This is a genomic window from Amycolatopsis sp. NPDC004378 (assembly GCF_053602455.1).
In genome coordinates this window covers 37,271-62,163 of record NZ_JBSGDR010000010.1, presented here as the reverse complement: position 1 = coordinate 62,163, position 24,893 = coordinate 37,271, and the positions used below count along the sequence as shown (strand labels likewise).

The window sequence follows — 24,893 nt, the reverse complement described above, 5'->3', positions numbered from 1 at the left end:
CTCAGGCGTCGAAGTCGACCGTGACGGTCTCCGAGACCGGGTAGGACTGGCACGTCAGCACGAAGCCCGCCTCGACCTCCGCCTCCTCCAGCGCGAAGTTCCGCCGCAGGTCGACCTTGCCCTCCGTGACCCGGGCGCGGCACGTGCCGCACACCCCGCCCTTGCACGCGAACGGCAGGTCGGGCCGGAACTTCTGCGCGCCGTCCAGGACCGATGTCGAGCGCGGCAGGGTCATCGACGACGAACGGCCGTCCAGGACCACGCGGACCTCCGACGACTCCCCCGCCACCTGCGGGTCGAGGTGGGTCACCGGCTCCGGCGGGGTGTCGACGTAGAACAGCTCCTGGTGGATCCGCGCGCGCGGCACGTCCAGGGACGCCAGCAGCTCTTGGGCGCCCGTCACCATCTCGAACGGGCCGCACAGCCAGAAGTGGTCCACAGTGGACACCGGCACCAGCGTGTCGAACAGCTGACGCAGCTTCGGCACGTCCAGGCGGCCCGTGAACAGTTCCGCCTCGCGCGGCTCGCGCGAGAGCACGTGGATCAGTTCCAGGCGGGCCGGCGCGCGGTCCTTCAGGTCGGCCAGCTCGTCCGCGAACATCACCGTGTCCGTGCGGCGGTTGCCGTACAGCACCGTCACCGTCGCGTCCGGCGTCGCCAACAGCGACGACACGATCGACAGCACCGGGGTGATGCCCGAGCCGGCCGCGATCAGGACGTGGTGGCCGCCGGCCGCCAGGTCGGGGGTGAACGACCCGGTCGGCGTGGCCACCTCGATCGTGTCGCCCGCGCGGACCTCGTTGACCAGCCAGGACGAGAACAGGCCGTCCGGCACCAGGCGGACACCCACCCGGGGAGCCGCGCCCGCCGCCGCGCAGATCGAATACGAACGGCGCTCGTCACGGCCGTCGACCGCCCGCCGCAGGGTCAGCGACTGGCCCGGCTTGAAGGCGAACTCGGCCGACAACGAGTCGGGCACGTCGAACGTCACGGCGACCGCGTCGTCGCACAACCGCGTGACGCCCGCGACCTTCAGGGGATGGAACGCCACCTTAAATCTCCTTGACGTGCTCGAACGGCTCGGCGCACGACCGGCAGCGCCGCAGCGCCTTGCACGCCGTCGCGCCGAAACGGGACTGCTCTTCCGTGTCGGCGGAACCGCAATGCGGGCAGACGACGCGCGACACCGGCGCCGACAGCGTCAGCGGGATCGGCCCCGACCGCCGCGGCGCCGCGCCCGGCGGGGCGATGCCCGCCGAGGCCAGCTTTTCGCGGCCCGAAGCCGAGATCCAGTCCGACGTCCACGCCGGCGAGAGCTGTGTGCGGATCTCGACGTCCGCGTAGCCCGCCGAAACCAGCGCGTGCTCCAGGTCGTCGCGCATGGTGTCCATCGCCGGGCAGCCGGTGTACGTCGGCGTGATCGCGACGACCACCCGGCCGTCCTCTTCGGACACCGAACGCAGCACGCCCAGGTCGGCCAGGGTCAGCATCGGCAGCTCGGGGTCGGTGACCGTGGCCGCGACCGCCGCCGCGGTCACCACTTCGCGTCCGGCATGGCCCGGGCGACGCTCTGCAGCTCCGCCAGCAGGAACCCCAGCTGCTCGGTGTGGACGCCGTCGCGGCCCGTCCGGCCCGAGACACCCGCCAGTTCACCGACCGTGGGACGGGAAAGCGTGGCGGCCGCGAGGGCCTGGTCCAGCACCGCGTCGAACTCCGGTCGCAGCGAGGCCGCGTCCACGAGTTCCACGGCGTGCGTGCGGAACAGCTCGCCGACGTACGGCCAGACCGCGTCGAGGCCTTCCTGCATCCGCTCGTGGGACAGCTCGGTGCCGTCCCCGAGCCGGACCAGCCACTGCGCCGCGTAGTCGCGGTGGTAGGTCAGCTCCTTGACGCCCTTGTCCGCGATCGCCGCCAGCACCGGGTCCACCGACGTCACCAGCCGCTGGAACAGCGCCAGCCGCCACGTCGAGAAGACGAACAGCCGCGCGATCAGGTGCCCGAAGTGGCCGCCGCCCAGCTCGGCGAGCCGGACGTTGCGGAACTCGTTCTCCACGCGCTGGAACGCGTAGGAGTCCTCGGACCGCCCCGAGCCGTCCGCCTTGCCGGCACGCGCGAGCAGCAGCCGCGCCTGGCCGAGCAGGTCGAGGCCGATGTTCGCGATCGCGACCTCGTCCTCCAGCTCGGGCGCGTTGGTGCACCACTCCTGCAGCCGGTGGGAGAAGACCAGCGCGTCGTCGCCCAGCATCAGGCAGTAGGCCGCGAGCCGAGCGCCGTCCACTCCGGACGGCACCGAAGTGTCCACTCCGGACAGCGGGTACTCGAAGCCGGTGCCGAACGCCCAGCGGGCGTCGTTCTCCTCGGTCAGCGACTCGTAGACGTTGTCGAAACTCATATGTGCGGCACCTCCTCGGGGATGTCGTAGAACGTCGGGTGGCGGTAGACCTTGTCGCCGCTGGGCGCGAAGAACGGGTCCTTCTCGTCCGGCGACGACGCGGTGATGTCCGCTGCCCGAACCACCCAGATCGACACGCCTTCGTTGCGGCGCGTGTAGAGGTCGCGCGCGTGGTGCAGCGCCATCTCGTCGTCGGCCGCGTGCAGCGAACCGACGTGCACGTGGTTCAACCCGCGCTTCCCGCGGACGAACACCTCGTACAGCGGCCAGTCGTGCTTCATCGCGAACCCTTCTTCTCGGCGTGCGCCACCGCGGCTTCACGCACCCAGGCGCCGTCCTCGTGCGCGCGGCGCCGGTGCGCGATCCGCGACGCGTTGCAGGGGCCGTTGCCCTTCAAGACGTTCTTGAACTCGTCCCAGTCGACCGCGCCGAAGTCGTAGTGCTCGCGGTCGGGGTTCCACTTCAACGAAGGGTCCGGGAACGTGACACCGAGCGCCTCGGCCTGCGGCACCGACATGTCGACGAAGCGCTGCCGCAGCTCGTCGTTGGTGTGGCGCTTGACCTTCCAGGCCATCGACTGCGCGGTGTTCGGCGAATCGGCGTCCGGCGGGCCGAACATCATCAGCGACGGCCACCACCAGCGGTTCACGGCCTCCTGGACCATCTCCCGCTGCTGGTCCGTCCCGCGCATCATCGTCATCAGCAGCTCGTAGCCCTGCCGCTGGTGGAAGGACTCCTCCTTGCAGATCCGGATCATCGCCCGCGCGTACGGCCCGTAGGACGACCGGCACAGCGGCACCTGGTTGCAGATCGCCGCGCCGTCGACCAGCCAGCCGATCACGCCGACGTCGGCGAAGGTCAGCGTCGGGTAGTTGAAGATCGACGAGTACTTCTGCTTGCCCGTGATCAGCTTGTCGGTCAGGTCCGCGCGGTCCGCGCCCAGCGTCGCCGCCGCCGAGTACAGGTACAGGCCGTGCCCGGCTTCGTCCTGCACCTTGGCCAGCAGGATCGCCTTGCGCCGCAACGACGGCGCCCGCGTGATCCAGTTGCCCTCGGGCTGCATGCCGATGATCTCCGAGTGCGCGTGCTGCGCGATCTGCCGGATCATCGTCTTGCGGTAGCCCTCGGGCACCCAGTCGCGCGGCTCGATGCGCTGGTCGCGCTCGATGACGGCCTCGAACTGCTCCTCCAGAACGGCGGTCACGACTGCTCCTTCGCGACGAGGGTCAGGACGTCGTACTTGGCGACGGATTCGCCGTCGGCGTTGGTGACGTCGGCGTCCCAGCGGACCTCGCCGTACTCCTGGTCGATCCGCGGGGTGATCTGCTTGGCGGTCAGGGTCACGGTCAGCGAGTCGCCGACCTTGACCGGCGTGAGGAACCGCAGGTTCTCCAGGCCGTAGTTGGCGAGCACCGGGCCCGGCTCGGGCGAGACGAACAACCCGGCCGCGAACGAGACGACCAGGTAGCCGTGCGCGACGATCCCGCCGAACAGCGGGTTCGCGGCCGCGGCCTCGGGGTCGGTGTGGGCGTAGAACGTGTCGCCGGTGAACTCGGCGAAGTGGTCGACGTCTTCCTGGCTGACCGTGCGCGGCCCCGCGACGACCGAGTCGCCGATCTTCAGCTCGGCCAGGGACTTGCGGAACGGGTGGACGTCGCCTTCGGTGCGCGGCGCGCCGGTGACCCAGCGGCCGGTGACCGCGGACAGCACCGCCGGCGAGCCCTGCACGGCCGTGCGCTGCATGTGGTGCAGCACGCCGCGGATGCCGCCCATCTCCTCGCCGCCGCCCGCGCGGCCTGGGCCGCCGTGGACGAGCTGCGGCATCGGCGAGCCGTGACCCGTCGACTCCTTCGCGTCGTCGGCGTCCAGGACCAGCAGGCGGCCGTGGTACGGCGCCGCGCCGAGGACGACCTCGCGGACGAACTCCTTGTCCGCGCTGACCACGGATCCGGCCAGGCTGCCGCCGCCCCGCGCGGCCAGCTCGACGACCTGCTCGGCGGACGTGTACGGCAGGAGCGTCGAGACCGGGCCGAACGCCTCGACCTCGTGCGGCTCGGAGCGCTCCGGGTCCGCCTTGAGCAGCACCGGCGAGAGGAACGCGCCGCGCTCGGCGTCCGCGTCGACCACGGAGACGTTTTCCGGGTCGCCGAACACGACGCTGCCCGCGTCCAGCAGCGCCTTCAGCGACCGCCGGACCTCTTCGCGCTGCTCCAGGCTGGCCAGCGCGCCCATCCGGACGCCCTCGGCCGCCGGGTTGCCGACGGTCACCTTCGCGAGCCGCGCCGAGGCGGCCTCGGCGACGTCGTCCAGCAGCGCGGCCGGGACGAACGCGCGGCGGATGGCGGTGCACTTCTGGCCCGCCTTGACCGTCATCTCCGTGGTCAGCTGCTTGACGAACAGGTCGAACTCGGTGGTCCCGCGCACCGCGTCGGGTCCGAGGATCGAGCAGTTCAGCGAGTCGGCCTCGGCGTTGAACCGCACCGAGTTCCGCACGATCGCCGGGTGCGCGCGCAGCTTCTGCGCGGTGGACGCCGAGCCGGTGAACGACACCAGGTCCTGCGCCGTGACGTGGTCCAGCAGGTCGCCGACGCTGCCCGCGACGAACTGCAGCGAGCCCTCGGGCAGGATCCCCGACTCGACGATCAGCTCGACCAGCCGCGCGGTCAGGTACGCCGTCTGGCTCGCCGGCTTGACCAGGCTCGGCACCCCGGCGAGGAACGCGGGCGCGAACTTCTCCAGCGGACCCCACACGGGGAAGTTGAAGGCGTTGATCTGGACGGCGACACCGCGCAGCGGCGTCGCGATGTGCTGGGCGACGAAGGTGCCCTCGCGCGACAGCGGCTCGACGTTGCCCTCGACGTAGACGGTGTCGTTCGGCAGCTCGCGCTTGCCCTTCGAGGCGTAGCTGAACAGCACGCCGATGCCGCCGTCGATGTCGAACTTCGAGTCACCCAGCGTGGCACCGGTGCGCGCGGAGAGTGCGTACAGCTCTTCGCGGTGTTCGCGCAGGTGCGAGGCCAGGGCCTTCAGCAGCGCCGCACGCTGGTGGAACGTCAGCTCCCGCAGCGCCGGGCCGCCGACCCGGCGGCCGTACGCCAGTGCACCCGCGAAGTCGACACCCGCCGAGGAGATCCGCGCGACCTCCTCGCCCGTGGCCGCGTCGTGCAGCGGAACGCCCGCCTCCGACGCCGTGTGCCACTCCCCGGAGACGTAGCTGCGCAGCAATGCCATCAGGTCCGACCTCTCCACCGAATTACCTACCGGACGTTCAGTAATTCCATGGTAGCGGCTGGACCCGGAGATCGGAAGAGGCGGCGCTTGACACGGCCCCCGGGCCCTGCCTTTACTGAGCGGCACCGCAGGTGACCGTCCATTCGGTCAGTCAGGACGGAGGGCGCATGACCAACGCCGCGCACACCATGTTCGCCGCCGACGAGGCCTCCCGCGCACTGGGCATCGAACTGGTCGAAGCGGGCGACGGCCGGGCCGTCGCGACCATGACGATCACGGGCGCGATGGTCAACGGCCACGACATCGCCCACGGCGGTTACGTCTTCCTGCTCGCCGACACGGCCTTCGCGTGCGCGTGCAACACCCACGGCCCGGTGACGGTCGCCGCCGGCGCCGAAATCTCCTTCGTCGCGGCCGGCCGGCTCGGCGACCACCTCGTCGCCACGGCCACCGAGCGCACCCGCTACGGCCGCAACGGCATCTACGACGTCACCGTGCACCGGGAGACCCCCGCGGGGCCCGAAGTCGTCGCCGAATTCCGCGGCCGCAGCCGCGCCATCTCCGCGAAACGGGACTGACCATGATCGAGACGGACATCGGCGCGGACGAGCTGGCCGCGCTGCAGCTCGAGCGTCTGCAATGGACGCTCAGACACGCCTACGCGAACGTGCCCGCCTACACCCGGAAGTTCGACGCGGCCGGCGTGCACCCGGACGACTGCAAGGAGCTCGCCGACCTGGCGAAGTTCCCGTTCACCACGAAGCAGGACCTGCGCGAGAACTACCCGTTCGGGATGTTCGCGGTGCCGCAGGACCAGGTGCGCCGCATCCACGCCTCCAGCGGCACCACCGGCAAGGCCACCGTCGTCGGCTACACCGAGCAGGACATCGACACCTGGGCGACGGTGATGGCCCGGTCGATCCACGCCGCGGGCGGCCGTCCGGGGCACAAGGTGCACGTCGCCTACGGGTACGGCCTGTTCACCGGCGGCCTGGGCGCGCACTACGGCGCGGAAAAACTGGGCTGCACGGTGATCCCGGCGTCCGGCGGGATGACGGCACGGCAGGTGCAGCTCATCACCGACTTCAAGCCCGAGATCATCATGGTGACGCCGTCGTACATGCTGACACTGCTCGACGAGTTCGAGCGCCAGGGCGTGGACCCGCAGGCCAGCTCGCTCAAGGTGGGCATCTTCGGCGCCGAGCCCTGGACCGAGCAGATGCGGGCCGAGATCGAAGAGCGGTTCGCGCTCGACGCCGTCGACATCTACGGGCTGTCCGAGGTGATGGGCCCGGGTGTCGCGCAGGAGTGCGTCGAGACGAAGGACGGCCTGCACATCTGGGAGGACCACTTCTACCCCGAGGTGATCGATCCCTTCGACGAGCACGTGCTCGAGCCCGGCGAGACCGGCGAGCTGCTGTTCACCTCGCTGACCAAGCAGGCGCTGCCGATCATCCGCTACCGCACCCGCGACCTGACGGCGTTGCGCCCGGGCACCGCGCGGCCGGCGTTCCGGCGGATGGACAAGGTCACCGGCCGCACCGACGACCTGATCATCCTGCGCGGGGTCAACGTCTTCCCGACGCAGATCGAGGAGATCGTGCTGCGCACGGACGGGCTCAGCCCGCACTTCCAGCTGGTCCGGTCCACGCGCGGGCGGCTCGACCACCTGACCGTGCTGGTCGAGGCCCGGCACGACGCCTCTTCGGCGGACCGGGAGGCGGCCGCCGCCTCGCTGATCTCGGGCGTCAAGGACGGTGTCGGCGTCACGGTGTCGGTCGACGTCGTCGACCCGGACACCCTCGAACGGTCCATGGGCAAGATGCGGCGCATCGTCGACCAGCGGGAGAAGCCGTGACCACACCGCGGCGCGGGCGTCCGGGCTACGACCTCGAATCGCTGCTGCAGGTGGCGGTGCGGCTGTTCAACGAGCGCGGCTACGACGGCACGAGCATGGAGGACCTCTCCCGCAAGCTCGGCATCACGAAGTCGGCGATCTACCACCACGTGCCCAGCAAGGAGGAACTGCTGCGGCTGGCGGTGGACCGGGCGCTGGACGGGCTGTTCGCCGTCGCCGCGGAGACGACCGAACTGGACGGCCGCGCGATCGACCGGCTGGAGCACCTGGTGCGCGGCAGCGTGCTGGTGCTGGCCGACCGGCTGCCGTTCGTCACGCTGCTGCTTCGCGTGCGCGGCAACACGAAGGTGGAGCGGGCGGCGCTGACGCGGCGTCGCGAGTTCGACCGGTTGGTGACCGACCTGGTGAAGCAGGCGGAGGCGGAGGGCGACCTCCGCCCGGACGTCGACCCGGCGGTGACCGCGCGGCTCGTCTTCGGCATGGTCAACTCCCTGATCGAGTGGTACAAGCCGCGGCGGGGGTCGTCCGCGACCGAAGTGGCGGACGCGGTGTGCAAGGTGGCGTTCGAAGGCCTGCGCACGGTGTCGTGAGTCATTCCCCCGCGGCCTGTGGCGGACGGCCCGCCTGCCAGAGGAGGGCGTCGCGCAGCTGGCCGATCAGGCGTTCGTCGTCCGCTTCGGACGGGTCGATGCCGAGCGGGATCCAGCGCTCGGAGACTTTCGACCCTTCGTCGTAGCTCGTGATCACGATTCCCGAGTAGGACAAGGACTCTTCGTCCGCGCAGTCGCCGTCGGGCAGCGGCTCGTCCGCTTCGAAGCCGTCGTCGAAGCTGACGTGGCGATGCTGCAGGCGGACGCTCACCCAGCGTCCGGCCGGCCGGATCGGCGCGTCTTCTTCGGTCATCTGCTCCTACCCCCGGTCGCGGGTCCCTGCCGTCTCGTCGCATCCGGGTGCCGGGAAGTTACCGGCGGGTTGTTCCGGTTGCGTAACGACAAAGGTTGGCGCGAAACACCGCTTGCCCGCCACCGGAAGTCACTCTTTTGACAACGGGTCAACTACTTGTTGACAGGGTGCCGATCCCCCGCGAGGCTGAGCGGGTGACCAGTGGGACCCGGCCGCGGCGCCGCCGCCTCGAACCCGCCGAACGGCGTGCGGAAATCCTCGCCGCCGCCCGGCACCTGTTCGGCGCCGGCAGCTACGCGTCGGTGTCCACTTCGGACATAGCGGAGGCCGCCGGCGTGGCGCGCCCGCTCATCAACCACTACTTCGGCGGCAAGCGCGAACTGTACCTGGAAGTGGTACGGCAGCTGATGATCGTGCCGGCACCGGTCACCGAAGCGCTGCCGGACACCACGATGGAGCAACGGCTGGCGATCGGCGTCGAGCGGTGGATGGACGTCGTGGACCGCAACCGCGACGCCTGGCTGACCGTGATCGGCCCCGAATCCGCGGGCCGGGACCCCGAAATCGAGCGAATCATGCTCGAAGCCGACGAAGTGGCCGCCGATCGCGTGCTCGAAGCGGCGTTGATGAGCGACGTCACCGAAGGCCGGGAAGAGCTGCGCGCCATGATCCGGTCGTTCGGCGGGATGCTGCGGGCGGCGTCACGCGAATGGCTGATCCGCGGCACGCTCGACCGCGCGGCGCTGCGCACCTTCCTCACCGACTCGATCCTCAACCTGCTGAAGGTCACCTACCCGGCGGTGCTTGCCGAGCGGCCCGGAAGCGACGGGCGAACGCCGCCGGCGTCATCCCGGTCCAGCGCTTGAACGCGTAGATGAAGCTCGACGCTTCGGCGTACCCGAGCCGGTACGCGACGTCCTCGACCGACAGCACGCCGGTGTCGAGCAGCTCTTCGGCCAGCGTCTGGCGGACTTCGTCGACCAGCGCGCGGTAGCTGGTGCCGGCCTCGGTCAGGCGCCGGCGCAGCGTGCGCGTGCTGAGCGTCAGCTGGCGGGCGACCTCGTCCATGCCGGCGTCGACGCCGCCGAGGCGGACCAGGCGTTCGCGCACTTGCTGCGCGATGCCCGAACGCCGGCGTCTGCGCTCGACGAGCACCTGGCACTGCGCGGCGCAGAGGGCGACCGTCTGGTCGTTGGCCTGCGGCAGCGGCCGGGTCAGCAGCGCCGGGTCGAGCGTCGCCCGGCAGGCGTCGGCACCGAACCGCGGCTTCAGGCCGAACGTCCGCTCGTAGGCGTCCACTGTGGACGGATCGTGCCGGAAGGTCAGCTCCTGCGGCGCGATCTCCGGCAGCAGGTCGCGCATGACGGAGAAGATCGCGGCCAGGTCGCGCAGCACGAGGAACCGGGCGACGTCGCCGGGCACGCGGCTGTCGTCGAGCTCCAGCGTCAGCCGGCCGGGTTCGAGCTCGACGTGCGGGATGCAGAACGCGAAGCTGAGGTCGAAGTAGCGCAGCGCGAACAGCATCGCGTCGCGCAGGGTCGGGCTGCTGATGCAGGCGAAGCCGAAGATGCCGAAGGTGCTGACGCGGTAGCGGCGCCCGAGTTCGAGAGCCGTGGCGTCCGAACCGTCCAGCTCCGCGAGCGCGCGGACGACGGCCAGCTCCTGGCGCGCGTCGACCTGCACCGACGGGTCGGCGAGCAGCTCCGGCGAAAGCGTCGTGGCGGCGAGCAGCTTCCCGTCGGGCAGCCCGCGGTCGGCGGCGAAGCGGGTCATCAGCTCGATGCTGGCGGTACCGCGCGGGAAGTCCCAGTCCCCGACGGCGGGCGCGGCGAGCTCGGCCATGGCCGGAAGTATGGATGACGGCCGATCCGGCGTCGAATCGAGGACCGGAACTGTCCGGGGTGATCGTTAGGGTGACGAGCGTGGAGACGTTGAGCCGGCGGGCCCTCACCCGTGCGACGCTGGAGCGCCAGCTGCTGCTGCGCCGCGTGAAGATGTCCGCGTACGACGCCGTGGCACACCTGGCCGGGCTGCAGGCGCAGGCGCCGTTCCCGCCGTACTACGCGCTGTGGTCGCGGCTGCACGGGTTCCAGCCCACCGAGCTGGCTTCGCTGCTGGAAAGCCGGCAGGTGGTGCGGATCGCGCTCATGCGCGGCACGGTCCACCTCGTGACGGCGGCGGACGCCCTGGCGTGGCGGCCGGTCGTCCAGGTGCTCTACGACCGCGACCTCAAGACGAACACGCTGCACGCGCGCGAACTCGCCTCGCTGGACCACGCCGAGGTCGCCTCGGCGGCGCGGGACCTGCTCGCCGACGCGCCGCTGTCGGGCACCGCGCTGGGTGCCGAACTGGCGAAGAAGTGGCCGGGCAGCGCCAAGGCGTCGCTCACGCACCTCGCGCGGGGACGCCTTCCGCTGGTCCAGGTCCCACCCCGGGGCGTCTGGGGCAAAGCGGGCCAGACGACCTACGCGTGCCTGGACGCATGGGTGGACTCGCCGCTCGCGCCGCCTTCGCCGTCTTCGTTGATCAAGCGGTACCTGCGCGCGTTCGGACCGGCTTCGGTGGCCGACGTGCAGGCGTGGGCGGGCATCACCCGGCTGGGCGAGGTGGCGGCTTCGATGGACCTGCGGCACTACCGCGACCCGGACGGGCGCGAGCTGCTGGACCTGCCGGAGCTGACGATCCCGGACGAGGACGTCCCGGCGCCACCGCGGCTGCTCGGGCCGTTCGACCAGATGATCCTGTCGTACGCGGACCGGACACGGATCGTCTCCGACGAGTACCGCAAGCGGGTGATCACGCAGAACGGGCTGGTCAAGGGCACCTTGCTGGTGGGCGGGCAGGTTCGCGGGCTCTGGGAGATCACGACGTCCCGCAAGGCCGCCGTGGTCGACCTTTCGCCGTTCGAGAAACTGCCGAAGCGCGACCTGGTGACGTTGGAGAGCGCGGCCTCGCGGCTGGCCGACTGGGCGGAGCCGGCTGCGGAAACGCGGGAAGTGCGCGTCCACCCGCCGGCGTGACGTGGCCGGAATTCTCGATCGAGTGACCGTTCGTGGCCTGTTGTCACAGGCCCCTGCTGCGTAGCTTTTCCGGCATGAGTAGTTCGGCGAAGGAGCCGTCGGTGCTGATCGTGGGCACCGGGTTCGGCGGCATCGGGACGGCGGTCGAGCTGAAGCGCGCCGGGTTCACCGGCTTCACGATCCTGGAGAGCGCGGACGCGCCCGGCGGGGTCTGGCGGGACAACACCTACCCCGGCGCCGCCTGCGACATCCCGTCGCCGCTCTATTCGTTCTCCTTCGAACCGAACCCGCGGTGGCCGAAGCGCTTCTCGCACCAGCCGGACATCCTCGCCTACCTGCGGGGCGTCATCGCGAAGTACGGCCTCGAACCCCACATCCGCTACGGCACCGAGGTCACCGGGGCATCGTTCGACGAGGAGCGCGGCGTCTGGCGCGTCGAAACCTCGGGCGAAACGTACGAGGCAAACGTTTTCGTCCCCGCCGTCGGCCAGCTGTCCCGGCCGGTGCTGCCCGACATCCCCGGCCGCGAAAGCTTCGCGGGCGACGCCTTCCACTCCGCGCGCTGGGACCACGACGTCGACCTCGCGGGCAAGCGCGTCGCGGTCATCGGGACCGGGGCCAGCGCCGTCCAGTTCGTGCCCGAGCTGCGGAAGCACGCGAAGCACGTCACGGTCTTCCAGCGCACGCCGCCTTACGTGATGGCGAAGTCGGACCCGACCTACCGGCGGTGGCAGCACTGGCTGTTCGAGCACCTGCCGCCGACGCAGCTGCTCGGCCGGCTGCGGATCTTCCTGCTCGCCGAGTACGCGACGTACGCGATGACGCGTCACCCCGTGCTGGCGAAGATGTTCGAGCTGCGGACCGCGCAGCTGCGCCGCCGCCACATCAAGGACCCGGAGCTGCGCGCGAAGCTGAAGCCGGCCTACCCCCTGGGCTGCAAGCGGATCCTCTTCACCAACGACTACCTGCCCGCGCTGGCCCAGCCGGACGTCGACGTCGAGACGCGGCGGATCTCGTCGATCACGCCGCGCGGCGTGCGGGTCGAAGACGGGACCGAGCTCGAAGCGGACGTCCTGGTCTACGGCACCGGGTTCGCCGCGACGGAGTTCCTCGGCCGGATGGAGGTGACCGGCCGCGGCGGCCGTTCGCTGCGGGACACCTGGTCCGGCGGCGCGCGGGCCTACCTGGGCATGGCCGTGCCCGGGTTCCCGAACATGTTCTGCGTCTACGGGCCCAACACCAACCTCGGCGCCGGGTCCATCATCTACATGATCGAGCGGCAGGCGCGGTACATCCGCCAAGCCGTGGAACGGCTGGCGCGGCCGGGAGTGTCCTTCGTGGAGGTCCGGCCCGAGGTCGAACAGCGCTACGACGACGAAGTGCAGCGGCGGCTCGGCCACAGCGTGTGGAGTGCCTGCACGAGCTGGTACCGCCAGGCCGACGGCCGCGTCACGACCAACTGGCCGGGCCTGGTCACCGAGTACGACCGCCGGACCCGGCGGCTCGACGTGGGCGACTACCGGGTGGTGGCGTGATGGACTACGACGTCCTGGTGATCGGCTCGGGGTTCGGCGGCAGCGTCACGGCGTTGCGGCTGACCGAGAAGGGCTACCGCGTCGGCGTGCTGGAGACCGGCCGCCGGTTCGCCGACGACGAGTTCGCGAAGACGTCGTGGCGGCTGCGGAAGTACCTGTGGGCGCCCGCGCTGCGGTGTTTCGGCATCCAGCGGCTGACGCTGCTGAAGAACACGTTCGTAATGAGCGGCTCCGGCGTCGGCGGTGGTTCGCTGGTGTACGCGAACACGCTGTACGAGCCGCCGGACAAGTTCTACGAAGACCCGCAGTGGGCGCACATCACGGACTGGAAGTCCGAGCTGGCGCCGTACTACGACCAGGCGAAGCGGATGCTGGGCGTGGTCGAGAACCCCGCGACGACGGCTGCGGACCGGGTGCTCCGGGACGTGGCCGAGGACATGGGCATCGGCCACACGTACCGCCGCACGCCGGTCGGCGTCTACTTCGGACAGTCCGGAGTGGACCCGTTCTTCGGCGGCGCCGGCCCCCTGCGTTCGTCGTGCACCTTGTGCGGCGAGTGCATGACCGGGTGCCGGGTCGGCGCGAAGAACACGACGGTGAAGAACTACCTCTACCTGGCCGAGCAGGCCGGTGCTTCCGTGCACCCGTTGACCACCGCGGTTTCGGTGCGGCCGATCCCGGGCGGCTACGCGGTGGACACGCGCCGGACGGGCGGCTTCTCGCGCCGGACGTTCACGGCGTCGCAAGTGGTGTTCTCGGCGGCTTCGCTGGGGACGCAACGGCTGCTGCATCGCATGCGGGACACCGGAACCCTTCCGCACGTCTCCCCGCGGCTCGGGCTCCTGGCCCGCACGAACTCCGAGGCGGTTCTGGCGGCGCGGTCGCTGCGCGAGGACACGGACTATTCGCGAGGCGTCGCGATCACGTCGTCGATCCACCCGGACGCGGTGACGCACGTGGAGCCGGTGCGGTACGGGCGCGGCAGCAACGTGATGGGCCTGATGGCGACGGTGCTCGTGGACGGCGTGCCGGGCCGCAAGCGCTGGGTGCTGGGGTTGCGCGAGCTGTGGCGTTCCCGCCGCGACCTGCTGCGCATCCACAACCCGCGGCACTGGTCGGAGCGGATGATCGGGCTGCTGGTGATGCAGACGCTCGACAACTCCGTGACGACGTACACGAAAAGAGGCCTGTTCGGCCGCCGCATGACGACCCGCCAAGGCGCGGGCGCGCCGTCCCCGGAGTGGATCCCGGCCGGCCACGAGGTGACCCGCCGGGTCGCTTCGAAGATCGGCGGGCTCCCGCAGGGCGCGTGGACGGACATGCTGAACACCCCGATCACGGGCCACTTCATCGGCGGCTGCACGATCGGCGACTCCCCCGCGTCGGGCGTGGTCGACCCGTACCAGCGGCTGTACGGGCACCCGGGCCTGCACGTGGTGGACGGCTCGGCCATCACGGCGAACCTGGGCGTGAACCCGTCACTGACGATCACGGCCCAGGCGGAGCGGGCGATGGCGTTCTGGCCGAACCACGGGGAAGCGGACCCCCGCCCGGCGTTGGGCACGGAGTACCGGCGAGTAGCGGCGGTGGCCCCGAAGAACCCGGCAGTCCCGCCGGAGGCCCCCGGAGCGTTGCGGCTGCCGATCATGCCGGTGTAGCAGTTCCCCGTCCCCGGGCGACTCAGGGCAGGTGAACCGGCCCGAGCCGGTTCCCGAGGAGACCGGAGGCCCGACGTGACCGTGACCCGCCACCCGAACGCGTCCGGGCCACCACCGCGCCGGTCCGAGGAGAAGTGGAAGACCATCGGCCAGGTCCTCGCGGTCGTCTCCGGTCTGCTGACGGTGGCCACCAGCCTCTTGGCCCTGCTCACGGCGAATACGACTCGTGCCGCGACGAGACCGAGAAGTGACCGAGTTCGACTTCGACGAGGTACCCGCGGAAGGACAACCCGTCGCTCTCGGGCTCGCGGCCGTCGGCTCGCTGAACCGGGCGCAGGACCGTGGAATCCTCGACGTGGACGAGCCACTGCGGGTTCTCCGGCGACGGCCGGAGCCGGTGGTGCACCGCGTCGATGCTGCGCACCACCGCCTCGACGGGATCGCCGCTCTCGGAACCGTGGTGCTCCTCGGCGTACGGCACGCGCGCGGCGGCCTCCTCGCCGAGCACCTCGCCGAGGGAGTCCGGATCGGACGCCACCAGGTGCCAGCGCACGCGTGAACCCACCGAGAACGGTTCGCCGCAGCACTGCAGTTGCCAGTCGTCCACCCAGACGGTCGTCTCCACCAGCGCAGTATGAAGAAGGCCCTCCCGGCCGCGCTTCCGGGAGGGCCTTTCCTCAGCGCACGGTCACGGCAGGCCCGCGAGGCCGGCCGACACCGTGTTGGCGAACCCGTACCCCGACGTCGCGTCCCAGTTGATCGACCACGTCATCGCGCCGCGGATCGACGGGTACGTCGCCGATGGCTTGAACGAGCCGCAGGACGTCCCGCGGGCCAGGCAGTTCAGCGCCGACACCGTGTTCGCCGGGGCCTGGTAGCCGCCGCCGGCTGCCGAGGACGACGCCGGGAGGCCCAGGCCCACCTGGTCCGCCCGCAGGCCGCCCTGGAGCTGGATGCAGGCCAGCGCCGTCAGGAAGTCGACCGTGCCCTGCGAGTAGACGTTGCCGTTGCAGCCGTTCATCGAACCCGAGTTGTAGTACTGCATGTTGACGATCGTCAGGATGTCCTTGATACCCAGCGCGAGCTGGAAGTAGCCGCCCTGCGTGGACTGCATGTCGATCGTCTGCGGGGCCATCGTGATGACCTTGCCGCCGCCGTTGTAGATGCTGCGCAGCGCCTGGCCCATGTACGTCGCGTTGATGCCGTTCTCGAGGTCGATGTCGACGCCGTCGAAGCCGTAGTTCGAGATCAGCGTCTTGACGCTGTTGGCGAAGTTGTTCGCCGACGTCGAATCGCTGACGCTGATCGTGCCGTTCTGGCCGCCCACCGAGATGATGACCTTCTGGCCGCGCGCCTGGACCGTCTTGATGTCCGCCTTGAACTGCGCGTCCGTGTAGCCGCCGAGCTGCGACGACAGGCCTGAGTCGAGCGTGAAGCTCACCGCGCCCGGCGTGCCCGTGGCGTCCGCGAAGGACACCGCGATGATGTTGTACGTCGTCGGGACGTCCGCCAGCTTCAGCGCCTTCGCGCCGTTGTAGAAGTTCTGCCAGTAGCCCGTCAGGACGTGCTTCGGCAGGTCACTCTGCGTCGGCGGCGGCGTGGTCGTCGTCGGCGGAGTGGTGGTGGTCGGCGGGGTCGTCGGCGTGGTGGGGGTGGTCGGCGTCGTCGGCGGCGGGGTGCCCGGGCCGTCGAGGCTGACGTCGTCGGCGTAGTACGTCGGCTGGCCGTACCAGCCGTGCAGGTACACGGTCAGCGACGTGCTCGAGCCGGTCGTGAAGCTCAGCGACAGCTGCTGGTAGCCGCTGGTGCCCGGCGTCCACGTGCTGGTCGTCGCCGAGCCGGAAACACCCAGGTAGACGTAGCTGCCCTGGACCCAAGCCGACAGCTTGTAAGCCGTGTTCGCGGAGACGGTCAGCGTCTGCGAGCACTGCGCGTTGTCCGACGACGTCGGCGTCGCGCTCAGCGCGCGGCTGCCGCTGTGGACCGGCGTGCTCACGGCGGTCGGCACCGCGGTGCACGTCCAGCCCGTGGTACCGGCCTCGAAGCCGGGGTTGGCCAGGATGTTCGCCGCCGAAGCGTTGCCGGCGAGGACGAACGTCACGCCGAGACTCAGCGCGACCACGGAAAGTAACGACAGGAGTGCTAGACGAACCTTGGGGACCACGGGCGACCTCCACGACGGTGGTGAGGCAGGTCACCACAAAATGGACTAGACCAATCTGATTGTCAAGGAGCCCCATCCGAAAGTCGGGGCGGCCGAAACGGCAGAATGAGACGATCGGAACCAGGCGAAGCGGGAGCGTGTAGCAGTGAGCGTGTCGGTCGAGCAGAAGATCGCCGAAGAACTGGGCGTGCGCGAAGGACAGGTCAAGGCCGCCGTCGAGCTGCTCGACGGCGGTTCGACCGTGCCCTTCATCGCGCGGTACCGCAAGGAAGTCACGGGCATGCTCGACGACGCGCAGCTGCGCACGCTCGAGGAGCGGCTGCGCTACCTGCGGGAGCTCGACGAGCGCCGGCTCGCCGTGCTGGAGTCGATCCGGAGCCAGGGCAAGCTCGACGAAGCCCTCGAGGCGTCGATCCTGGCCGCGGACACGAAGTCGCGCCTGGAGGACATCTACCTCCCGTACAAGCCGAAGCGCCGCACGAAGGCCATGATCGCGCGCGAAGCGGGTCTCGAGCCCCTGGCCGACGGCCTCCTCGACGACCCGACGACCGACCCGCAGGCCGCGGCCGCGGTGTTCGTCGACGCCGACAAGGGCGTCGCGGACGCGCAGGCGGCGCTCGACGGCGCCCGCGCGATCCTCGTCGAGCGCTTCGCCGAGGACGCCGACCTGATCGGCGAGCTGCGCGAGAAGATGTGGGGCCAGGGCCACCTGGTCGCCAAGGTCCGCTCGGGCAAGGAGGAAGAAGGCGCGAAGTTCTCCGACTACTTCGACTTCTCCGAGCCCTACACCAAGCTCCCCTCGCACCGGATCCTCGCGATGCTGCGCGGCGAGAAGGAGGAGGTCCTCGACCTGACGATGGCGCCCGAGGAGCCCTCCGACGAGCCGCAGGTGGGGCCGACCGAGTACGAGCAGCGCATCGCCGCGAAGTTCGGCATCACGCAGCAGGGCCGCCCGGGCGACAAGTGGCTCGGCGACACCGTGCGCTGGGCGTGGCGCACCAAGATCCTCCTGCACCTGGGCATCGACCTGCGGATGCGGCTGCGCCAGGCGGCCGAGGACGACGCCGTGCGCGTCTTCGCGGCCAACCTGCGAGACCTGCTGCTCGCCGCCCCCGCCGGCACCCGCGCCACGCTGGGCCTCGACCCCGGCTTCCGGACCGGCGTCAAGGTGGCGGTCGTGGACGCGACCGGCAAGGTCGTCGACACCCACGTCATCTACCCGCACCAGCCGGCGAACAAGTGGGACCAGTCCATCGCCGAGCTCGCGGCGCTGTGCGCGCGGCACCAGGTCGAGCTGATCTCGATCGGCAACGGCACGGCGTCCCGCGAGACGGACAAGCTCGCCCAGGAGCTGATCAAGAAGCACCCCGAGCTGAAGCTGACGAAGGCCGTGGTCTCCGAGGCGGGCGCTTCGGTGTACTCGGCGTCGGCGTTCGCTTCGCAGGAACTGCCGACCATGGACGTCTCACTGCGCGGCGCGGTCTCGATCGCGCGGCGGCTGCAGGACCCCCTGGCCGAGCTGGTGAAGATCGACCCGAAGTCGATCGGCGTCGGGCAGTACCAGCACGACCTCTCCGAGGTGTCGCTGTCGCGCTCGCTCGACGCGGTGGTCGAGGACTGCGTGAACGCGGTCGGCGTCGACGTCAACACGGCGTCCGCGCCGCTGCTGACCCGCGTCTCGGGCATCACGACCGGGCTGGCCGAGAACATCGTTTCCCACCGCGACACGAACGGGCCGTTCCGCTCCCGCGTGGCGCTGAAGGAGGTCGCGCGGCTCGGGCCGAAGGCGTTCGAGCAGTGCGCGGGCTTCCTGCGCATCCCGGACGGCGACGACCCGCTCGACTCGTCCTCGGTGCACCCAGAGGCGTACCCGGTGGTTCGGCGCATCCTGTCGACGACCGGCACCGACCTGCGCTCGCTGATCGGCAACACCCGGACGCTGTCCTCGTTGAAGCCGGCGGAGTTCGTCGACGACACGTTCGGCCTCCCGACGGTGACGGACATCCTGGCCGAGCTGGAGAAGCCGGGCCGCGACCCGCGCCCGGCGTTCAAGACGGCGACGTTCGCCGAGGGCGTCGACAAGATCGGCGACCTGAAGCCCGGGATGCGGCTCGAAGGCGTCGTCACGAACGTGGCGGCGTTCGGCGCGTTCATCGACGTCGGCGTGCACCAGGACGGCCTCGCGCACGTCTCGGCGCTGTCGAAAAACTTCGTGAAGGACCCGCGGGAGGTCGTGAAGCCCGGGGACATCGTGAAGGTCAAGGTGCTCGACGTCGACGTGCCGCGGAAGCGGATTTCCCTGACGCTGCGGCTGGACGACGAGCCGGGCGCGCCGTCCGGCAACCGCGGCGGCCGGGACCGCGGCCAGGGCGGGGGCGGCGGCGGTCAGCGTCGCGGCGGCTCCGGCGGCGGCCAGCGCGGTGGCGGCGGCCGGGACCGCGGCGGCAACTCCGCCGCGAGCGGCTCCATGGCCGACGCCCTGCGGCGGGCCGGGTTCGGCAAGTAGGACAACGGCGGAAGGCGGGTCATCCTCGGGTGGCCCGCCTTTCGTGTGGCGGCCCGGATCAGCGGAGCGTCGCCAGACCGACCGCGAACAGCACCGCCGGCACCACGGCGGCCGACGAGCTGATCAGCCAGGTCCCGCCGCGCCAGCCGACCGGAGAGGCGTCGAGCACCAGGCGGCGCACGAGGGCCGCCTCGACCACCGCGGCCAGCAGGAACCCGAAGCCCACGCTGAAGATCGCCGCCGCGCCGACGAAGAACAGGCCCGACGTCGACGCCGCGCCCAGCGGGGCCGCGACCTCCCAGCGCACCAGCCCGGCGGCCAGCGCGAGCAGGGCCAGCAGCAGCACGAACGCGACGAGGAACCCGATCCGGGCGGTCGTCTGGTGCTGGCTGCGGCCGAACCACCAGAGCCCGGCGTCGAGCAGCAGCACGACCGCGGCGAGCGCGAAGAACCCGGCACGGAACGTCAGCACCCGGTCACTCTAGCCAGGGAGCTGGCTCATGAGCGCCGTCGGATGGCCGTCGGGATCGGTGAAGAACGCCATCCACTCCTCCACCCCGGACTCGTGCCGGAAGATCCGGTGCGGCGCGCCGAGGAACTCGACCCCGCGCTCGCGCAGGGTGTCGTACGCCGCGTCGATGTCCGGGACCTTGAAGTACAGCACCGATTCCGGGCCGTTCGGCTCCCCGGCCGTCAGGAACAACCGGACGCCGTCGCAGTCGAAGAACGCCAAGTCCCCGAACGTGTAGAGGTGGTCCAGGCCGAGCACGTCCCCGTAGAACGCCTTCGCCCGGCCGAGGTCCGCGACGGTCCGCGAAACCTGCCCGATCGGTCCCAGCATCGGTTCCTCCCCGGAAGCCCGGCCCAGTGCGCTGTCCACCGGGGCGCCACGCCACGCGCGCAGCTCCGCGCGCCCGGTCAGGCCGAGCTTGCGGACGGCGTTGCCGACGTGGAACTTCACGGCGTCCTGGCTGGTGCCGCGCCGCCGCGCGATCTCGCGGTTGGTCAGGCCGTGCCGGACCGCGTCGACCACCCGCCACTCGGCGGGGGTCAGCCGGTCCGGGTGCCGTGGCCTGCCGCGCTCGCCCACGCGCCGACGATAGCCCCGGAACCGCCGAATTACCCTCCCCCCGCGAACCGCACCTCCACGCAGCCCAGCGGCCCGAAGTCGGCGACCACGTGCCCGCCGGCGCGGATCGGGCACGGCGGGGTGGCCGTCCCGGTCGTCACGACGTCGCCCGGGCGCAGCGACCGGCCGTGCCGCGGCAGGTCCATCGCCAGCCAGTGCAGCGCCAGGCGCGGGTCGCCGAGCACCAGGCTGCCGCTGCCGCGCGAGAACTCCGCGCCGTCGGCGTGCAGGACGACCGGCTGCCGCGGCAGGTCGAGGTCGCGCCAGCCCGGCACCGCCCGGCCTTCGACGAACCGGCCCGCGCACGCCACGTCCGCGAGCAGTTGCGGACCGCCCGCGTGCTGGTGGTCCGTGTAGCGGCTGTCCGGCAGTTCGACGGCGAGGAACATCGTGTCGACCGCGTCGAGCAACGCCGTCAGCGACGGCGACGGGCCGGGATCGGCCTTGAGCCGGAAGGCGAACTCGGGCTCGGCGACGCCCATGGTCAGGGTGTCGGCCGGCACCGGCTCGCCCTCGGCGTGCCGGAACCGCTCGAACATCACGCCCGGCAGCGGACCCGGAACGTCGAGGTACTGCCGGGCGTAAACGGTGGTCGCGGCGATCTTCCAGCCGGACACCGGCCCGGCCAGCTCGGCGAGCGCTGCCTGCGCAGCCATGCCCTCGGCGAGGTCGCACGGGCGGGCGTCGGCGGGCAGGCCGTCGAGCCGTTCTCCGGTCTGCCAGGCGTCCCAGATCAGCTCCGCTGCCCGCTCAGGGTTCACCCAGGTGATCTTGCCAACCGGAAGACCGGGTGTCGATCGGCTTACGGGTTCATCGCGTAGGTCCCGGAAAGCTCGCGAACGCGCGCCCAGACGTTCTCGAAGCGCTCCGCGTCGACGACCGGCTTGCGCACCGCGGCCAAGGCGATCGCCTGCTGGGCGTCGGTCGAGCTCGCCTTGCCGTTGAGGTCCACCGCCGCGGCGCTGAAGTCCTGCACCAGCACGGCGAAGATCTGGTCGACGACCTCGGCGTCCAGACCGGTGATCCGCGCCTGCTCCAGGATCAGCTGGCCGTACACGATCAGCGTGAACAGCTCGGTCAGCGCGAGCCCGAAGTCGAGGTCCTTCTGCTGGTCCTCGCCGGGCGCGGCCTCGGTGAGCAGCTTGACGAGGTAGCCGGCCTGCTCGGTGAACAGCGCGACGTTCGGGATGTGCGCAGCCTCGGCGTAGGCGGTCTTCCAGTCGTGGAACCGGACCTTCGACAGGCCGCGCGCCGGGCCCTGGCGGAAGAGGAACTCGTCGTCCGCGGCGTCGGTGCGCGTGCCGACCGGCGCGTACTCCTGCGGAGCGAACAGGTAGGCGGGCATGAACTTCGCGATGAGCGCGAGGTTCACCGCCACCGTGCCTTCGAGCTTCGGCAGGCCGTCGATGTCGTTCTTGGACATCGCGAGGTAGGTGTCCGCTTCGAAGCCCTTGGCCGCCACGACGTCGGCGAGCAGGCCGATCACCTTCTGCGCCTCGGTCGTCACCTTCATCTTGGTGATCGGGTTGAAGAGCAGGTAGCGGCGGTCGTCCGGGTTCGCACTGCGGAAGTAGTCGACAGCGCGGTCGGAGAACAGCTTCATCGCCGTCAGCCGCGCGTACGCCTCGACGAACTCGCGGCGCACGTGCGGGAAGTCCGTGACGGGGTTGCCGTAGAGGACGCGGTTGTGCGCGTGGGTGACGGCCTCGTACAGCGAGTGCGTCGCCATGCCGATGCCGCCGAAGCAGAGGTTGAACTTGCCGATGTTGACGGTGTTCAGCGCGGCGCTGAACGCTTCGGCACCGACGTGCAGGATGTCCTCGGCGCGCACCGGGTAGTCCTCGAGCCGGAACTCGGCGACGTACATCTGCGACGGCACCACGTTCTTCACCACGTGGTAGTTCGGGTGCTCGGAGTCGGCGTAGAAGAAGACGTACTGGTCGGGGCCTTCGACGCCGTCGATGCGGCCGAAGACCGACACCGTGCGCGCACAGTTGCCGTTGCCGATGTAGTACTTCGAGCCGGTGGCGCGGTAGCCGTCGCCGTCCTGGGTGAGGACCAGGTCCGAGGAGTAGATGTCGGCGCCGTGATCCTTTTCGGACAGTCCGAACGCGCCGACCCCGCCCGCGTCGAGGGCGTCCGCCGCGCGCTTGCGGGCGTCCGCGTTGGCGCTCTGCCACACCGGGCCGAGGCCGAGGATCGTGACCTGCCACGGGTACCAGTAGTTCAGCCCGTAGAAACCGAGGATTTCCGAGAGGGCGGCGACGCGGGCGGTGTCCCAGCGCTTGTCCGGGTTGCCGTCGGCGTTCGCGGCGGGCGTCAGGAAGGTCGAGAAGAGGCCTTCCTTGCCCGCGAACTCGAGGAAGTCCGCGTAGAAGGTGCGGTTGTGGTAGTCCTCGGTCAGCTTCGCCTTGCCACGCTGCTCGAACCAGTCGATGGTGGCCCGGAGCAACCGGCGCGTTTCCGCGTCGAAGTGGGCCGGGTCGTACTCGTGCGGGTTCAGCAGCATGGTCGTCCTCCTCGATTACCGACCGGTAACTTAGCAAGGCTCCCAGAGTGCGGGCAATCTCACTGGGGGTATGTCACCTTCGTTCGGTACACTGATCATGCGGGCCGCTCAGTTCTGCCTCGGCCCGCTGCTGTTGTCGACTACCACGCGCCGCGGCCGTTGACCGGTCTGCGCCGGGCAGGACAACCCTTCTCAGGTTATGGAGACCAGGGCGTTTAGCGCGCCCGCACTGACTTATGAGCACTTTTGCTGAACTCGGCCTGCCCGCCACCCTGGTGGACGCGCTGGCCGCCCAGGGCGTCACCGAGCCCTTCCCGATCCAGGCGGCGACCCTGCCGCACACCCTCGCCGGGCGTGACGTGCTCGGCCGCGGCCGGACCGGCTCCGGCAAGACCTACGGCTTCGTCCTGCCCGTGCTGGCCCGCCTCGCCGCGGGCCCGACGCGCCGCAAGCCGGGCCGTCCGCGTGCGCTGATCCTGGCGCCGACCCGCGAGCTCGCGACGCAGATCGAGGCGTCGATCCTGCCGCTGGCGAAGCCGCTGGGCCTCAAGGCGACCACGATCTTCGGCGGCGTCAGCGCGAACCCGCAGATCACGCGGCTGCGTGACGGCGTCGACATCGTCGTCGCCTGCCCCGGCCGGCTCGCCGACCACATGCGCTCCGGGCACGTGAAGCTCGACGCCGTCGAGATCACCGTGCTGGACGAGGCCGACCACATGGCCGACCTGGGCTTCCTGCCCGAGGTCCGGCGGATCATGGACGCGACGCCCTCGCGCGGGCAGCGGCTGCTGTTCTCCGCGACCCTGGACAACGGCGTCGACGTGCTGGTCAAGCGGTTCATGGACGACCCGGTGCTGCACAGCGTCGACTCGGCGCAGTCGCCGGTGACGACGATGGAGCACCACGTCCTGCACCTCGAGGAGACCCACCGGCTGCCGGTGCTGGTCGACCTGACCGCGGCGCCGGGCCGCACCCTGGTGTTCACGCGGACGAAGAGCCGCGCGAAGGCGCTGACGCGGAAGCTGCTGGCGGCGGGCGTGCCGGCGGTGGAGCTGCACGGCAACCTGGGCCAGAACGCCCGCACGCGCAACCTCGAGGCGTTCTCGTCGGGGACGGCTCGCACGCTCGTGGCCACGGACATCGCGGCGCGCGGCATCCACGTCGACGACGTCCGCCTGGTCATCCACGCCGACCCGCCGGTCGAGCACAAGGCGTACCTGCACCGCTCCGGCCGCACGGCTCGCGCCGGGGCCTCGGGCACGGTCGTGACGCTGATGACGGACGCGCAGGTCCGCGACGTCCGCGACCTGACCCGCAAGGCGGGCATCAAGCCGACGACGACCCAGCTCGGCCCGGGTCACCCGCTGCTGGCGGAGCTGGCCCCGGGCGAGCGGTCGTTCACGGCCTCCCCGAAGCGACCGCCGGTGGACAACCGGCCGAAGAAGGTCACGGCATCCGGCGCGGCGCCGGGCACGGGCCGCGGACGCCGAGGCGCCCCGGCGACGCCGAAGGAGAACCGCGGCGGCCAGCGCTCCCGGGCGAACGGCCAGGCGCGGCGCGAGGACCAGCAGAACTCCGGCCGCGGCACGGCAGCGTCGCGCCGCGCCGGCGCGGCTGCTTCCGGGGGCGGCCGCCGGTCCGGCGAGCCCGCATCCGGCGGCGCCCGGCGTTCCGGCGGGGCCGCGGGTGCCGCCCGCCGGTCCGACGGGGCCACCGCCTCGGGTGCCCGCCGGTCCGGCGGAGCCGCGGCTTCGGGCGGCGGCACGGCGGGCAACCGCCGGAGCGGCGGCGCGGCCGCGTTCTCGGCCGGCACCCGCGCTGGAGCTCGTCGAGGCCGCTAGACACCACGCAGCCGGCCACGCCCTCCCCCGGGCGCGGCCGGCTGCGGCGTTCAGCGACCGCGTTCCCGCCCGCACCCGCGCCGAGGCCGCAAACTCAGCCAGCCACCCCCTCCCCCGGGCACGGCCGACTGCGGCATCCAGCGACCG

Annotated in this window: 23 protein-coding genes; 9 read left to right on the top strand and 14 right to left on the bottom strand. The window is 71.0% G+C overall.

Features of this window, described 5'->3' with window-relative positions; genetic code table 11:
* Nucleotide 1: 1 nt before the first annotated feature.
* Genes paaE through paaZ form a run of 6 tightly spaced genes read right to left on the bottom strand, consistent with a single transcriptional unit; the run spans nucleotide 2 to nucleotide 5,623 of the window.
* Nucleotides 2-1,051 (bottom strand): 1,2-phenylacetyl-CoA epoxidase subunit PaaE, encoded by a 1,050-nt coding sequence (gene paaE / locus ACWEN0_RS27130; RefSeq protein ID WP_451979197.1) that lies wholly within the window; start codon nucleotides 1,049-1,051, stop codon nucleotides 2-4.
* A gap of 1 nt (nucleotide 1,052) precedes the next feature.
* On the bottom strand, nucleotides 1,053-1,541 hold the full coding sequence (gene paaD / locus ACWEN0_RS27125) for a 1,2-phenylacetyl-CoA epoxidase subunit PaaD (protein ID WP_451979194.1): 489 nt from the start codon (nucleotides 1,539-1,541) through the stop codon (nucleotides 1,053-1,055).
* Nucleotides 1,535-2,392, bottom strand: a complete 858-nt coding sequence (paaC, locus tag ACWEN0_RS27120; RefSeq protein ID WP_451979191.1) for a 1,2-phenylacetyl-CoA epoxidase subunit PaaC — start codon at nucleotides 2,390-2,392, stop codon at nucleotides 1,535-1,537. Before paaC ends, paaD begins: the two co-directional genes overlap by 7 nt.
* Entirely contained in the window at nucleotides 2,389-2,673 is a 285-nt protein-coding gene (gene paaB / locus ACWEN0_RS27115) for a 1,2-phenylacetyl-CoA epoxidase subunit PaaB (RefSeq protein WP_247025279.1), read from the bottom strand. Before paaB ends, paaC begins: the two co-directional genes overlap by 4 nt.
* Entirely contained in the window at nucleotides 2,670-3,596 is a 927-nt protein-coding gene (gene paaA, locus ACWEN0_RS27110; RefSeq protein ID WP_451979188.1) for a 1,2-phenylacetyl-CoA epoxidase subunit PaaA, read from the bottom strand. The genes paaB and paaA overlap by 4 nt, the downstream gene beginning before the upstream one ends.
* On the bottom strand, nucleotides 3,593-5,623 hold the full coding sequence (paaZ, locus tag ACWEN0_RS27105) for a phenylacetic acid degradation bifunctional protein PaaZ (RefSeq protein WP_451979185.1): 2,031 nt from the start codon (nucleotides 5,621-5,623) through the stop codon (nucleotides 3,593-3,595). The genes paaA and paaZ overlap by 4 nt, the downstream gene beginning before the upstream one ends.
* 167 nt (nucleotides 5,624-5,790) lie before the next feature.
* Between paaZ and paaI the strand changes: the two genes are divergently transcribed.
* From paaI to ACWEN0_RS27090, 3 genes are read left to right on the top strand one after another with little or no spacing between them, the layout of a single operon-like run.
* Nucleotides 5,791-6,201 carry a hydroxyphenylacetyl-CoA thioesterase PaaI gene (gene paaI / locus ACWEN0_RS27100; protein WP_451979182.1) on the top strand — a complete coding sequence of 137 codons (411 nt, stop codon included), beginning with the start codon at nucleotides 5,791-5,793 and terminating at the stop codon, nucleotides 6,199-6,201.
* 2 nt (nucleotides 6,202-6,203) lie between these two features.
* Nucleotides 6,204-7,481, top strand: coding sequence for a phenylacetate--CoA ligase PaaK (gene paaK / locus ACWEN0_RS27095; RefSeq protein ID WP_451979179.1), 1,278 nt, complete (start codon nucleotides 6,204-6,206; stop codon nucleotides 7,479-7,481).
* Nucleotides 7,478-8,071 (top strand): TetR/AcrR family transcriptional regulator, encoded by a 594-nt coding sequence (locus ACWEN0_RS27090; protein ID WP_451979176.1) that lies wholly within the window; start codon nucleotides 7,478-7,480, stop codon nucleotides 8,069-8,071. The genes paaK and ACWEN0_RS27090 overlap by 4 nt, the downstream gene beginning before the upstream one ends.
* A 1-nt stretch (nucleotide 8,072) precedes the next feature.
* Here the strand turns inward: ACWEN0_RS27090 and ACWEN0_RS27085 are convergent, their stop codons facing one another.
* Entirely contained in the window at nucleotides 8,073-8,384 is a 312-nt protein-coding gene (locus ACWEN0_RS27085; protein WP_451979174.1) for a hypothetical protein, read from the bottom strand.
* 194 nt (nucleotides 8,385-8,578) lie between these two features.
* On the opposite strand from ACWEN0_RS27085, the gene ACWEN0_RS27080 reads away from it, so the two are divergent.
* On the top strand, nucleotides 8,579-9,250 hold the full coding sequence (locus tag ACWEN0_RS27080; RefSeq protein WP_451979171.1) for a TetR/AcrR family transcriptional regulator: 672 nt from the start codon (nucleotides 8,579-8,581) through the stop codon (nucleotides 9,248-9,250).
* On the opposite strand, the gene ACWEN0_RS27075 is transcribed toward ACWEN0_RS27080, so the two are convergent.
* On the bottom strand, nucleotides 9,171-10,226 hold the full coding sequence (locus tag ACWEN0_RS27075; protein WP_451979168.1) for an AraC family transcriptional regulator: 1,056 nt from the start codon (nucleotides 10,224-10,226) through the stop codon (nucleotides 9,171-9,173). The two genes, ACWEN0_RS27080 and ACWEN0_RS27075, sit on opposite strands and share 80 nt — an antisense overlap.
* Before the next feature lie 80 nt (nucleotides 10,227-10,306).
* On the opposite strand from ACWEN0_RS27075, the gene ACWEN0_RS27070 reads away from it, so the two are divergent.
* The 3 genes from ACWEN0_RS27070 to ACWEN0_RS27060 all read left to right on the top strand — a co-directional run bounded on the left by ACWEN0_RS27070 (nucleotide 10,307) and on the right by ACWEN0_RS27060 (nucleotide 14,597).
* Nucleotides 10,307-11,404: a winged helix DNA-binding domain-containing protein gene (locus ACWEN0_RS27070; RefSeq protein ID WP_451979165.1), complete on the top strand. Its 1,098-nt coding sequence runs from the start codon at nucleotides 10,307-10,309 to the stop codon at nucleotides 11,402-11,404.
* Between the two features lie 74 nt (nucleotides 11,405-11,478).
* Nucleotides 11,479-12,939 (top strand): flavin-containing monooxygenase, encoded by a 1,461-nt coding sequence (locus tag ACWEN0_RS27065; RefSeq protein WP_451979162.1) that lies wholly within the window; start codon nucleotides 11,479-11,481, stop codon nucleotides 12,937-12,939.
* The gene (locus ACWEN0_RS27060) at nucleotides 12,939-14,597 is read left to right on the top strand and encodes a GMC oxidoreductase (RefSeq protein WP_451979159.1); all 1,659 of its coding nucleotides are present in this window, start codon (nucleotides 12,939-12,941) and stop codon (nucleotides 14,595-14,597) included. Before ACWEN0_RS27065 ends, ACWEN0_RS27060 begins: the two co-directional genes overlap by 1 nt.
* A gap of 208 nt (nucleotides 14,598-14,805) precedes the next feature.
* Here ACWEN0_RS27060 and ACWEN0_RS27055 read toward each other — a convergent pair whose 3' ends face one another.
* Together ACWEN0_RS27055 and ACWEN0_RS27050 are read right to left on the bottom strand one after the other, a co-directional pair.
* Nucleotides 14,806-15,222 (bottom strand): DUF6578 domain-containing protein, encoded by a 417-nt coding sequence (locus ACWEN0_RS27055; RefSeq protein ID WP_451979156.1) that lies wholly within the window; start codon nucleotides 15,220-15,222, stop codon nucleotides 14,806-14,808.
* Nucleotides 15,223-15,285: 63 nt separating this feature from the next.
* On the bottom strand, nucleotides 15,286-16,761 hold the full coding sequence (locus tag ACWEN0_RS27050; protein ID WP_451979153.1) for a chitinase: 1,476 nt from the start codon (nucleotides 16,759-16,761) through the stop codon (nucleotides 15,286-15,288).
* 145 nt (nucleotides 16,762-16,906) lie between these two features.
* Here ACWEN0_RS27050 and ACWEN0_RS27045 point away from each other — a divergent pair, with 145 nt between their 5' ends.
* Nucleotides 16,907-19,267, top strand: a complete 2,361-nt coding sequence (locus ACWEN0_RS27045; protein ID WP_451979150.1) for a Tex family protein — start codon at nucleotides 16,907-16,909, stop codon at nucleotides 19,265-19,267.
* Nucleotides 19,268-19,325: 58 nt separating this feature from the next.
* On the opposite strand, the gene ACWEN0_RS27040 is transcribed toward ACWEN0_RS27045, so the two are convergent.
* Genes ACWEN0_RS27040 through ACWEN0_RS27025 form a run of 4 tightly spaced genes read right to left on the bottom strand, consistent with a single transcriptional unit; the run spans nucleotide 19,326 to nucleotide 22,905 of the window.
* Entirely contained in the window at nucleotides 19,326-19,739 is a 414-nt protein-coding gene (locus ACWEN0_RS27040; protein WP_451979148.1) for a hypothetical protein, read from the bottom strand.
* A 9-nt stretch (nucleotides 19,740-19,748) separates the two neighbouring features.
* Entirely contained in the window at nucleotides 19,749-20,357 is a 609-nt protein-coding gene (locus ACWEN0_RS27035; protein ID WP_451979146.1) for a VOC family protein, read from the bottom strand.
* 29 nt (nucleotides 20,358-20,386) lie between these two features.
* Complete coding sequence (locus tag ACWEN0_RS27030; protein ID WP_451979143.1) at nucleotides 20,387-21,157, bottom strand: 2-keto-4-pentenoate hydratase; 771 nt, start codon at nucleotides 21,155-21,157, stop codon at nucleotides 20,387-20,389.
* 41 nt (nucleotides 21,158-21,198) lie between these two features.
* Nucleotides 21,199-22,905 carry an acyl-CoA dehydrogenase gene (locus tag ACWEN0_RS27025; protein ID WP_451979140.1) on the bottom strand — a complete coding sequence of 569 codons (1,707 nt, stop codon included), beginning with the start codon at nucleotides 22,903-22,905 and terminating at the stop codon, nucleotides 21,199-21,201.
* Between the two features lie 236 nt (nucleotides 22,906-23,141).
* Here ACWEN0_RS27025 and ACWEN0_RS27020 point away from each other — a divergent pair, with 236 nt between their 5' ends.
* Nucleotides 23,142-24,746: a DEAD/DEAH box helicase gene (locus ACWEN0_RS27020; protein WP_451979137.1), complete on the top strand. Its 1,605-nt coding sequence runs from the start codon at nucleotides 23,142-23,144 to the stop codon at nucleotides 24,744-24,746.
* Nucleotides 24,747-24,893: the final 147 nt, after the last annotated feature.